9 protein-coding genes are annotated in these 12017 nt (G+C 68.9%); 2 read left to right on the top strand and 7 right to left on the bottom strand.

All coding sequences use genetic code 11. The features are described 5' to 3' along the window. Positions 1 to 141: 141 nt before the first annotated feature. A complete protein-coding gene (locus AC07WJ_RS06655) occupies positions 142 to 1113 on the top strand; it encodes a Bug family tripartite tricarboxylate transporter substrate binding protein (RefSeq protein ID WP_494933721.1) in 972 nt (323 codons plus the stop codon). A gap of 301 nt (positions 1114 to 1414) precedes the next feature. On the opposite strand, the gene AC07WJ_RS06650 is transcribed toward AC07WJ_RS06655, so the two are convergent. The 5 genes from AC07WJ_RS06650 to AC07WJ_RS06630 are packed head-to-tail and all read right to left on the bottom strand — an operon-like array spanning position 1415 to position 5622. Further along, positions 1415 to 2200 carry an enoyl-CoA hydratase/isomerase family protein gene (locus AC07WJ_RS06650; RefSeq protein ID WP_494933720.1) on the bottom strand — a complete coding sequence of 262 codons (786 nt, stop codon included), beginning with the start codon at positions 2198 to 2200 and terminating at the stop codon, positions 1415 to 1417. Further along, positions 2197 to 3096 carry an amidohydrolase family protein gene (locus tag AC07WJ_RS06645; protein ID WP_494933719.1) on the bottom strand — a complete coding sequence of 300 codons (900 nt, stop codon included), beginning with the start codon at positions 3094 to 3096 and terminating at the stop codon, positions 2197 to 2199. Before AC07WJ_RS06645 ends, AC07WJ_RS06650 begins: the two co-directional genes overlap by 4 nt. A 3-nt stretch (positions 3097 to 3099) precedes the next feature. Continuing rightward, positions 3100 to 3711 (bottom strand): carboxymuconolactone decarboxylase family protein, encoded by a 612-nt coding sequence (locus tag AC07WJ_RS06640; protein WP_494933718.1) that lies wholly within the window; start codon positions 3709 to 3711, stop codon positions 3100 to 3102. Between the two features lie 59 nt (positions 3712 to 3770). After that, on the bottom strand, positions 3771 to 5015 hold the full coding sequence (locus tag AC07WJ_RS06635) for a CaiB/BaiF CoA transferase family protein (protein WP_494933717.1): 1245 nt from the start codon (positions 5013 to 5015) through the stop codon (positions 3771 to 3773). Then, complete coding sequence (locus AC07WJ_RS06630) at positions 5008 to 5622, bottom strand: glutathione S-transferase family protein (RefSeq protein WP_494933716.1); 615 nt, start codon at positions 5620 to 5622, stop codon at positions 5008 to 5010. Before AC07WJ_RS06630 ends, AC07WJ_RS06635 begins: the two co-directional genes overlap by 8 nt. Before the next feature lie 348 nt (positions 5623 to 5970). Here AC07WJ_RS06630 and AC07WJ_RS06625 point away from each other — a divergent pair, with 348 nt between their 5' ends. Next, positions 5971 to 6714 (top strand): GntR family transcriptional regulator, encoded by a 744-nt coding sequence (locus AC07WJ_RS06625; protein WP_494933715.1) that lies wholly within the window; start codon positions 5971 to 5973, stop codon positions 6712 to 6714. A gap of 330 nt (positions 6715 to 7044) precedes the next feature. Here the strand turns inward: AC07WJ_RS06625 and AC07WJ_RS06620 are convergent, their stop codons facing one another. Together AC07WJ_RS06620 and AC07WJ_RS06615 are read right to left on the bottom strand one after the other, a co-directional pair. After that, on the bottom strand, positions 7045 to 10344 hold the full coding sequence (locus tag AC07WJ_RS06620) for an acetyl-CoA carboxylase family protein (RefSeq protein WP_494933714.1): 3300 nt from the start codon (positions 10342 to 10344) through the stop codon (positions 7045 to 7047). A 57-nt stretch (positions 10345 to 10401) separates the two neighbouring features. Further along, complete coding sequence (locus AC07WJ_RS06615) at positions 10402 to 12006, bottom strand: AMP-binding protein (RefSeq protein WP_494933713.1); 1605 nt, start codon at positions 12004 to 12006, stop codon at positions 10402 to 10404. Between the last annotated feature and the right edge of the window lie 11 nt (positions 12007 to 12017).

Below are 12017 nucleotides of genomic sequence, written 5' to 3'. Positions count from 1 at the left end.
TCAGGTCCGGGCCGCAGGGCCAAAAAGCCTTGCATTGCCTATATAGTTCTATAGTCTGACCTTTCAAATAATAGAAAACAGGGCCGGCTCGCCATTCGGCGGCGAGACCGTGCCGGGCGGACAATGGAGCGGAGCGTCCTCATGATCGATCGTCGCGGATTTCTCGCCTCGGTATGCGGCACGGCGCTGGTGGGTCCGGCTCTCGGCCAACAGGGCTATCCGAGCCGTACCATCAGCATGGTGGTGCCGTTCCCGGCCGGCGGCCCGGCCGACCTGGTCGCCCGCGTGGCCAAGGAAGCGATGGAAAAGCAGCTGGGCCAGCCGATCATCATCGACAATCGCGCCGGTGCCGGCGGCACCATTGGCGCGGCGGCGGTCGCCGCGTCGGCGCCCGACGGTCACGTCATCGGCATGATCAGCACGGGCGCCATGGCGATCCTGCCCCATCTCATGACGAACCTCAGGTATGATCCCCTGCGCGATCTCGTTCCGGTCGGCCTGGCGATGGCGACGCCGCAGATCCTCGTGGTTTCGCCGGACCTCAAGGTCGACAGCGTCGCCGCGCTCGTCGCCCGCGCCAAGGCGCGGCCCGGCGAGCTCATCTATGGCTCGGCCGGCGTCGGTTCGTCGCTTCATCTGGCCGGCGAACTGTTCCGCCTGCGCGCCGGCATCGAGGTCACGCACCTGCCTTATCGTGGCGCCGCGCCCGCGCTGATGGACCTGCTCGGCGGCCGCATTCAGTTCATGCTCGCCGACGCACCGGCTTTCATCGCACAGATCCAGAGTGGTGCGCTGAAGGCGCTGGCCGTGACGGCGAAGCAGCGGCTCGCGCTCCTCCCCGACGTTCCGGCCATGCCGGAAACCGGCCTCGATGTGATCTCGGAGACCTGGTACGGATTGCTCGCCCCCAAGGCCACCCCGGAGGATCGGCTCGACCGGCTCTACGGGGCCCTCAAGGACGCGCTCGCGATCCCTGCCGCGCGGCAAACGCTGGAGAACCAGGGATGCCTGATCTCGACGCTCGACCGAGCGGCCTTCGCCGCCTATATCCGCGCCGATTTCGAGCGCTGGGGCGAGATCGTCAAGGCGACCGGCATCAAGCTCGACCCATGAGCGCGGCTGCGGCCTGAGCACCCGGTACCCCGCCGCCGCCAGCCCCTCGGCAACCGCGTCATAGTCCGCCGAGCCACGCCCGAGCGACGGCAGCAGCACGACCACCGGCCCCCGGCCCTCGACGATCACGTCGATCGTGGTGTCGCCGGAACGAACGAGGCTGCGCGTGCGCTCCGTATCGGCCAAAGCAGCCGTCGCGGCCGTCATGAGAGCCAGCCCGGCGAACATCCCCGTCGCAAACGACCTCACGCGATCTCCCATTGCTTCCGCGTGACGGGACGCGCGGCCGCGCCCGGCCTGCTCAGCGCCCGTGGAACACCGGCTTGCGCTTTTCGGCGAAGGCCCGCTGGGCCTCCCTGGTGTCCTCGGTCGTCGCCAATGCGGCGGTCTGGGTCTGCTCGTAGCGATAGCCGTCGCGCAGCGGCATTTCCTCGGTCAGCCCGAACGAACGCTTGGCTGCGATCACCGCCAGCGGCACCTTGGCCGCGATGGTCCGGGCGATCTCCATGGCTTCGTCGAGCAGGCGTTCCCTCGGCACGCAGGCCGAGGCCACGTTCATCCGGTAGAGCTCGGCACCGGTGAGGCGCCGTGCGGTATAGATCGCCAGCCGCGCGTCCGACGGGCTGAACGCCCGCAACACGTGGCGGACACCGCCGGCGAGGCCGAAATCGACCTCGGTCATCGACAGATAGGCCTCCTCGGCGACCAGCAGGATGTCGCAGCACAGCGCCAGCACGCAGCCGGCGCCGATCGCCGCGCCATTGACGGCGGCGATCACCGGCTTGGTGCATTCCATGACCACGTCGAAGGAGGCCCGGACCAGCCGGTTGTGCCGTCCATAGCCGCCCGGCTCCTCGGCGAGCGCCGGCCGTTCGCGCAGGTCGGCGCCGGCCGAGAAGGCTCGCCCGTCGCCGGTGAGAACGATCACCCGCACGTCCGGCGCATCGCTCAGGATGTCGAACAGCCGGATGATCTCCTCGCGGAACAGCCGGTCCTGAGCGTTCACCGGCGGCGCCTTGATCGTCACCGTCGCGATGTGATCGGCGATCTCCACGCCGAAGCGCTGGAGGGTGTCGAGGCCATTCATGGTGCCGCTCCCTGGTCAGTGTCGAACCCGTAGAGCCGGGCCGGGTTGTCGACGAGAATGCGGCGCTGCGCCGCCTCGTCCGGGGTCCATTCGAAAAAGAGGTCGAGCATGCGCCCGGCATCGGGCGCCGGCACCATGCGGACATAGGGCCAGTCCGAGCCCCACAGCAGCCGATCCGGCGCGGCCGCGAGATAGGCCTCATGGAACGGCCTGGCATCGGCATAGCCGGGCGCGGCCTTCGACACCCGGCACACCGGCAGCTTCACCCAGAGAGTATCGTGTCGGAGCAGCCCAAGGATCTCCTGGAACGCTGGGTCCGCCGAACCGCGCGCGGCATCCGGCGATCCCATATGGTCGAGCACCAGCGGCAGGCCGGTCCCCAGCAGATTGGGAAGATGCGCCGCGAGGTCCGCGACCGTCGCCCAGAGCTCGGCATGCATGCCGAGAGCCCGCAGCCGCGGTGCGAGCCGGATCAGCGCGTCGAAGCCGACGCTGCCGGGATAGCGGCCCCCGCCGGGCGCACGCATGTCGACGAAACGAAGGCCGCGGATGCCGCCGCGGCGCCAGGCGGCAAGCCTGTCATCGGAGATGTCCGGACCCGCCACCGCGATGCCGCGCAACGCGCCCGCCGACCCGGCGATGGCGTCGAGCAGCGCCGAGGGGTCGTCCGCATAGGGGGCGGGTTGAACCAGGACGCCGCGCGCGACGCCGAGCCCGGCACGCATGGCCGCATGCACCGGCGGACCGGCCTCGGGCAGGTCGTAGACCGACGGCTGCAGTGGCGGAAAACGATCGAACGGGCCGAAGACGTGGCTGTGGCAATCGCAGGCGCCCGATGGCAGCGGCCGCATCGGGCGCGAGGTGGCAGGGGCCGGCGCTGTCCCGATCGCGACCACGGCTCAGGCCTCCTGCCCGGCCGCGATGCGCGCCGCCGGCAAGGTTGCCAGGCCCGTGTCGGACAGCGCGGCCAGCGGCGGATCGACGCCCTCCGGCAAGGGAATCTCATGGGCATTCAAGGTCATCGCGACCAGTGTGTAGTAACCGATGACCGCGGTCAGCTCGACCACGCCGCGGGCGCCCCAATGGCGCTCGACGGCCCGGTAGCTGTCGAGGCCCGGCTTGCCCTCCTGCTGAAGCTGCCGCGCGAATTCGTAGACCGCCAGATCGCCGGCATCCGCGAAGACAGGCACCGCGCCGTCGCGGATCGCCTCGACCGCGTCTCGCGGCAGGCCGGCCTCGAGCCCGACACGGGCATGAACCCACCATTCGACCTGGCTGGTCCAGCGCCGTCCGGTGACGATGATCGCAAGCTCGGTAACCCGCGCCGGCAGGCAGGTGTGGTAGCGCAGGAACTCGCCGAGCCGCGACCAGCGTTCGGCGAGCTCCGGGCTGTGGATGGCGGCCCGCAACGGGCCGATCATCTGGCCGCGCGGCCCCGAGACCACGGCGTCATGGACGCGCTGCTGTTCCGGCGTCATGTCTTCAGGCAGAGGAAGCGGAATACGTGCCATCGGGCCTTTCCGTGAACGGAACAGATATCAAAGGCGTCGACTGTCGGCCGATCGCCGCCTCACAGGACGCCCCGCCCGGCGAGATCGGTGAAAGCCTCGTCGGTGATGCCGAGCTCGGCCAGGACCTCGCGCGTATGCTGGCCGAGCAGCGGCGGCGCCCGGTCGAAACTGAGCGCTGCTGTCTCGAAGCGCATGGGAGAGACCACCTGCGGCACAGTGCCGGACAAGGGATGCGGCAGGTCGCGCAACATCCGGCGATGTTTCAGCTGCGGATCGTCGAACACCTGCGGCACCTCGTTGATCGGCGCGCAGGGCACGCCCGCCGCATCCAGCAGGGCGGTGATCTCGGTCCGGGGAAAGCGGGAGAACTCGGCGGCCAGCAGGCCCGTCAGCACGGCATTGCTGCCGACCCGCGCGGCATTGGTGGCGAAGCGCGGATCGACGACCCATTCGGACCGGCCGAGCGCTTCGCAGAGCTTGGCGAACTGGCCGTCATTGCCCACCGCCAGCACCAGATGGCCATCGGCGCAGGGAAACACGTCCTGCGGCTGGATGTTGGGGTGGCGATTGCCGCCACGTTTCGGCGTGCGCCCGCCGATCAGCCAGTTCATCGCCTGATTGGCGAGGAAGGCCGATGCCACGTCGAGCATCGCCAGGTCGATCGTCTCACCCTCGCCGGTCTCCGCCCGCCGGGTCAGCGCCGCGAGGATCGCGACCGCCGCATACATGCCGGTCATCAGGTCGACGATCGGCACGCCGACCTTCTGCGGCCCGCCGCCGGCGACATCGTCGCGCTCGCCGGTCACGCTCATCAGGCCGCCCATCGCCTGGATGGCGAAGTCATAGGCCGCCTGGTCGCGGCGCGGGCCGTCCTGGCCGAAGCCGGTGACCGAGCAATAGATCAGGCGGGGATTGCGGCCGCGCAAGGTCGCGGCGTCGAGACCATAACGCTGCAGCGCGCCGGCCTTGAAGTTCTCGATGACGACGTCGGCGCCCGAGGCGAGCTGCCGGAGGATCGCCTGCCCGTCCGGCTTGGTCATGTCGACCGTCACCGAACGCTTGCCGCGATTGACCGAGAGATAATAGCCGGCTTCGCGCGTGACCTTGCCGTCCCTGTCTTTCAGGAAGGGCGGGCCCCAGGCGCGCGTGTCGTCGCCGACCTCGGGCCGCTCGATCTTGATCACGTCGGCGCCGAGATCGGCCATCATCTGGGTCGCCCAGGGGGCGGCCATGATCCGGCCGAGGTCGAGCACGCGGATGTGGGAGAGCGGGCCGCTGCGTTCGCTCTTGACCGGTTCAGCCATCGACGACCTCCGTCGCGATGGCCGAAGGCCTCGCGCGGAATGTGTCGTGCCAGGCGACGAGACCCGGCCGGCCGGCGCGCCAGTCGAACTGGCCGAACCGGAAATCCAGGTAGGACAGGCAGCAGCCGATGGCGATATGGCCGATGCCGAAAGGCGTCTCCTGAAGGTCGGCGGCGAGCGCCTCCATCTGGTCGAGCGACCGCTCGGTCTTCAGCGCGAACGCGGCCAGCCATTCCGGCGTGCGCCGCTCTTCCGGCTTGTCGCGCTCGTTGCGCCAGAGGATCAGGACATCGAGCAGGCCATTGCCCAGCGCGTGCCAGGTCAGCACCCGCCAGCGCGCCGACCGTTCCGCCGGGAACAGGATGTTGCCGCCGGCCAGATCGTCGAAATATTCGCAGATCGTCAGGGAATCGTAGAGGCACTGGCCGTCGTCGAGCACCAGGGTCGGGATCTTCGACAAGGGGTTGTCGGCCAGCAGCGCCGGATTGGGCGTGGTCATGGCGACGACCGTGCGAACCCGCTCGAACCTGTCCTGAAGGCCAAGCTCATGCGCTGCGATCATCACCTTGCGAACGAAGGGAGAGCGGGGAGACCAGTGCAATTTCATCGATCTGTCCGACGGCCTGCCGGAGAGGCTCTATCGCCTCGCCGCAGCGCGCCCCTTCGCTGGATTGGGTTCGGGTCTTTCGTTCATTAGGCCAATCATACGTACTTTATGACCTTTGGCAAGAAGACCATGGCCCCCTGGGCTCTCGCATGGGGCCGATGGCCGAATGTCGGACTGTTTGCGCCGCGCCGCCGGCATGGCGCCCGGCGATTTGACTTCGGCCTATCGGTCAATAGATCGTATCTTGCGTCATTGTTCGGGCGGACGGGACCGGACCCGACCATGCCGGGCTCGACAATGGCCATGACGCCGCGCCTGCCCGGGCCCGGCGAACCGCATGGATGAGCAATGAGCCAATCGCCCGACCGAAAAGCCGATTTCAGCCGCAGCGGCATATCGCGTTACATTCAGCTCGCGACGCTGTTCCGCCGGCGCATCGATTCCGGCCAGTGGCCGGTCGGCCAGCAGATTCCGACCGTCGACGAACTGGCCGAGGAAAGCGGTGTCGCCCGCTCGACCATCAGGCAGGCGGTCGGCCTGCTGGAGGGCGAAGGGCTGGTGTCGCGCTTTCGCGCCAAGGGAACCTTCGTCAACGAGCGCCGCCAGCCGCAGATCTGGTGCGACGTCGAGACCGACTGGAACGGCCTGCTGATTTCGCGGGAAGGCGCCCATATCGAGATCCTCGCCGACCAGGCGGGAGTGCCCTTGCCGCACGCGCCGCATGCGGTCGGCACCGTCTCGCCGAACTACCGCCACCTGCGCCGGCGCCATTCGCGCGACGGCAAGGCCTTCCTGCTCGCCGACGTCTATATCGACGAGATGCTCGCCAGGAGCATCCCCGAGGCCGCCTTCACCTCGAAGACGGCGCTCAGGCTGGCGGCGAGCATACCGGGCATCAATATCGCCGATGCCCGCCAGACGCTGACCATCGGCACCGCCGACATGGAAACGGCCGAGCTCCTGGACATGCCCCTGAACGCCCCCGTCTGCCTGGTCGACCGCTCGGCGATCGACCAGCACGGCCGGCTGATCCTGATCGCCATCGGCATCTATCGCGGCGACATGGTGCGCATGGAGCTCAAGCTGCGCTGAGCGGGCGGGCGGCTGGTGCTGCGGTCGGCGAGCATGATCCTTTGACCGGATCCGCGCCCCGAATGGATCTTTCTCGATCAACGGTGGGGATGAAGTCGTGGATGGCCGGGACAAGCCCGGCCAAGACGGAGAGAGCCGGGCGATGGCGGCCTGGCAGGAGACGTTCCCTTGCCCGCACCACATCGTCCTGCCCGGGCTTGTCCCGGGCATCCACGACTTGCTTGCGCCGGATAGAACCGCCCATGCCACTCCGCAGTAGCATCAGGCCCTTGACCTTGCCGAGACCGGGCTTGCGCCTGTCGATCCATCCAGCGCCAAGGGAAGCCTGCCTCAGCGCGGCGTGATGAACGGGCGTCGCTTGCCGGCCGGCTCCTGTGCCTTCGGAACCGATTTCAGCGCGCGCATGATCCAGTGGCGCGATTCTGCCGGGTCGATCACCCCGTCGATCTCCAGGAAAGATGCCATGTTGACCGCCTTGCCGCGCTCGTAGAGCTCGGCGACGTGGCGGTCATAGACGGCCTTCTGCTCGACCGGATCGGCGATGGCGGCGAGCTCGTTGCGATAGCCGAGTTTGACCGCGCCCTCGAGCCCCATGCCGCCGAACTCGCCGGTCGGCCAGGAGACGATGAACAGCGGCGCCTGGAAACTGCCGGCGGCCATGCCCTGGGCGCCGAGCCCGTAGCCCTTGCGCAGCACGATGGTCAGCATCGGCACCGTGGCATTGGCGCCCGACAGGAACAGCCGGGCGACCCGGCGCACCAGCGCGGTGGTCTCGGCCTCCGGCCCGACCATGAAGCCCGGCGTATCGCAGAGCGACAATACCGGCAGGCCGTAGCCTTCGCAGAGCTCGATGAAGCGCGCCGCCTTTTCGGCGCCCTCGGCATCGATCGCGCCGCCGAGATGCCGGGGATTGTTGGCGATCAGGCCGAGCGGCCGGCCTTCGACACGGATCAGCGCGGTGATCATGCCGACGCCATGGGCCGGACGCAGTTCGAGCACCGATCCGGTATCGGCGAGAAGCTCGATCACAGCCCGCACATCATAGGCGCGCAGCCGGTTTTCGGGGATCGCGCCGCGCAGCAGGTCCTGGTCGGCGCAGGTCCAGTTGGTCACCGGTCCCTGGAAATAGGACAGATATTGCCGGGCGGTGGCGACCGCCGCGGCCTCGTCCTTGACCAGGATGTCGACGACGCCGTTGGGCGCCTGGACGCTCATCGGCCCGACCTCCTCGGGCTTGAACACGCCGAGCCCGCCGCCTTCGATCATGGCCGGGCCGCCCATGCCGAGATTGGCGTTGTCGGTGGCGATGATCACGTCGCAGCAGCCGGCAATGGCGGCATTGCCGGCAAAGCAGCGGCCGGAAACGATGGCGACCGTCGGCGCCTGGCCGCTCAAGCGCGCGAGCATGCGGAAGGTCGGCACGTCGAGGCCGGCGACGCCCATATAGTCGGTCTCGCCCGGACGCCCGCCGCCGCCCTCGGCGAAGACGACCAGAGGCAGCCGCCACTCGCCGGCGAGCCGGAACATCCGGTCCATCTTCTTGTGGTTCATGAAGCCCTGGGTGCCGGCAAACACCGTGTAGTCGTAGGACATCGCCATGCAGCGCGCCGCGTCCTCGCCGAACAGCGCGCCGTTGACCGCGCCGATGCCGGTGATCAGCCCGTCGGCCGGGCTCATTTCCATGAGTTCGTCGAGCGGCCGGCGCCGGCGCTGGGCGGCGAGCGCAAGGCCGCCATATTCGACAAAGGAGCCGGGATCGCAGAGATCGGCGATATTCTCCCGCGCGGTGCGCTGGCCCGTCTTGCGGCGCCTGGCGACCGCCGCCGGCCGCATATGGTCGAGCAGCGCCTCGTGCCGGGCCCGCACCTCGGCGAGGTCGGCACGGACATGGTCGGCGCGCTGTGCCCCGGCGTCGTCACCGGCGCCAATATCGACCTCGCCCGGCTCGATGAACACCAGCGGCTGGTCGGCCACCACATTGTCGCCGGCGGCCCCGGCGACGAGCCGGACGAAGCCGGCCTCGCTGGCGGTGACCACATGCTCCATCTTCATCGCCTCGATCACCGCCACCGGCTGGCCGGCGCCGACCGCATCCCCCTCCGCGACATCGAAGCTGACCACCCGGCCGCCCATCGGCGACAGCAGGGCGATGGTCCCGGCTGGCGCAGCCAGCGTCGCCATGCCGGGCTCGGGCGTGCCTGTTGTCTCTCGCGCCTCGGCATAGAGCCGGGGATGGCGCCCCGCGGCCGAGACCAGGTCGGCGGCATGCCGCTCGACGAAACCGGTGTCGAGGGCCCCGGCGATCACCTCCGGCCGCATGATCAGGCTCTGGAGAAAGCCTTGGTTGGTGCCGACCCCTTCGATTCGGAATTCGCTGAGTGCCCGATAGCCACGGCCGAGCGCATCCTCCAGCCGCCCCGACGGCGCGAAGGCGATCACCTTGGCCAAGAGCGAGTCGAAACTGGTCGTGGTGCGATAACCGGCATAACCCGATGTTTCGACCCGGATGCCCGCTCCGCCCGGCGGGTCGAAAGCCCTGAGCGTGCCGCCCGTCGGCGCCGCCGAGCCATCCGGCCCGATCCGCTCCATGTTGATCCGAAGCTCGACCGCCATGCCGCGCGGCCGGCCGACCGCCTCTTGCGTCAATCCGAGCTCGGCGAGCGACTTGCCCGCCGCCAGCCGCAGCTGGGTCTGCACGAGGTCGATGCCCATCACCTCCTCGGTGACGGTGTGCTCGACCTGCAGCCGCGGATTGGCCTCCATGAAAACGAAGCGGCCGGGCTGGCCTGGAGCCGCCTCGACCAGGAATTCCAGGGTGCACAGCGTGTGGGTCCGCGCGATCCTGGCAAGCTTCACCGCCGCTGCCGCGATCGCGTCGCGCAAGGCCGGATCGAGCCCAGGTGCTGGCGCGATCTCGACGAGTTTCTGATGCCGCCGCTGCAGGCTGCATTCGCGCTCGAACAGGTGGATCACTTGGCCGGTGACATCACCCAGCACCTGGATCTCGACGTGCCGCGCCGGCCGGATCAGCTCCTCGACATAAAGCCCGTCCGAGCCGAAGGCGGCCTTGGCCTCCGAACCGGCCCGCCGGTAGGCTTCGGCGAGATCATCGGGCTTTTCCACCACCCGCATGCCGCGACCGCCACCGCCGGCCACCGCCTTGACCATGACAGCCCCGCCGGCGAGCGAGGCCAAGAAGGCTTCGGCCTCGGCGAGACTGGTCGCCCCCTCCGTGCCTGCGGCCAGCGGCACGCCGGCCTCGCGCGCCAGGCGGCGCGCGGCCCCCTTGTCACCGAACAGGTCGAGCGTCTCCGGACTCGGGCCGACAAAGGTCAGCCCGGCCGCGGCGCAAGCCCTGGCGAAACCCGCGTTCTCCGACAGGAAGCCGTAGCCCGGATGCACCGCATCGCAGCCGGTCGAAACCGCCGCCGCGACCACCGCCGCGCTATCGAGATAGGCCGTGGCCCCCGCCCCCGGCAGCGCCACCGCGGCGTCGGCCCGTCGCACATGCAGGGAGGCGGCATCCTCCGACGCATAGACAGCGACGCTCTCGATGCCGAGCTCACTCGCCGCCCGGGCAATCCGCACCGCGACCTCGCCCCGGTTCGCAATCAGCAATTTCCTGAACATATGTCTGATGTCTCGATCTGTGGGCGCAGGGATGGGGGGCAGCGAGAACGGCGGAAGCTAGCTGCTCAGTTTTTCGCGTTTGACCACGATGCCGGCAGTCTCGCGGTCCCAGGTATCGGCTGTCACCCCGGCCGTTCGCAGGAGATGCTTCTGCACCTTCTGGGTCGGGGTCTTCGGCAGGTCGTCGAGGATGCGGACATAACGGGGGATCATGAAATGGGCCATGCGCGGACGCAGGAAGGCGATCAGCTCGGCCGGATCCAGGCACTGGTTCGCGCCGAGCGAAACGGCGACCAGCACCTCGTCCTCGGCGACCTCGCTGGCGACCGCGACCGCCGCCGCCTCGCGGATCGCCGGATGGGCGCAGATTTCCGCCTCGACCTCGAAGGAGGAAATGTTCTCGCCACGGCGGCGGATCGCATCCTTCATCCGATCAACGAAAAAGAACTCGCCATTGGTGTCGACGCGGAAACCGTCACCGGTATGGAACCAGCCATTACGCCAGGCGCGCGCGGTGGCCTCCGGGTTCTTGTAATAGCCGTGGTTCAGCGCCCAGGGCCGGTCGGTCCGCACGATCAGCTCACCCACCGCGCCGATGGGGACGTCGATATCGTTCTCGTCGACGACGCGCGCCTCGACGCCGGCACGCGGCCGGCCGGCGCTGCCGGCAACCGTCGGATTGAGCGGCGAGACCAGCGGACAGGAGACCTCCGTCATGTTGAACACGGTCATCCAGGGCAGCTTGTAGCGGCGCCCGAAGGCGATCGCGTCCTCGTCGAGCGGCAGGACCATGACCGAGCGCAGCAAGGCGCCCTTGTCGGCCCCGTCATCGGGCCGCTTCATCAGGAAGCCGGCCATGACGCCAAGCAGGATCAGCGTGGTGGTGCCGGTCTCGCGGATCGTCGGCCAGAAATTCTCGGTCGAGAAGGTGCCGACCAGCGTGATCGACCCGCCCCGGCACAGCATCCAGTAGACCGGCCCGGTGCCGCCGGCATGAAACAGCGGCAGGTTGACCAGGAAGCGGTCGGTGCCGTCGACCAGCGGAAAGCCTTCGCCCATCGAATGCAGGTGCAGGTAGGAGGACAAGACGCCCTTGGAGGGTCCGGTCGTGCCCGATGTGTAGAGGATCGCCTGGGTGTCCCACGGCGCGATCGGCCGCTCGAGCGTCAGCGGATCGTCGGCGGAGCCGTCGAGCGCCGCCGCCGGCAGCAGGTCCAGGCCCGCGACCGGCGCGGCGCTGCCGTGCAGCACCACCACGCGCTCCAGCCTCGCCTTGTCGACCTCGGCGAGCCGCGGCACCAGGTCGGCATGGGCGACCGCGACGACCGCGTCCGAATTGGCCACGACATGCTCGAGCACGCGTCCCCGATAAGCCGTGTTGATCGGCACGCAGACGGCACCGAGATAGTTCACCGCGAACCAGACCCTGAGACCCTCGCGGCCGCTCGGCAGCCAGACCAGGACATGGTCGCCCTGACCGACGCCGAGCCCGCGCAGCGCCTGGGCGGTCGCCCGGACACGCTGCCTGAGCTCGGCGAAGGTCCAGGTGACGCCGCCCTCGAACACCCCGAACACCTTGTCCGGCGTCTGCCCGGCGAATTTGTCGAGCACATCACGCAGCACGCAGTCTTCGGCAGGCGGGATACGGGGATCGTGGATCATCGGGTCACCTC

It is taken from the genome of Phreatobacter sp. GW821-FHT04C01, assembly GCF_059420385.1.
This window is presented reverse-complemented; position numbering and strand designations above follow the sequence as displayed.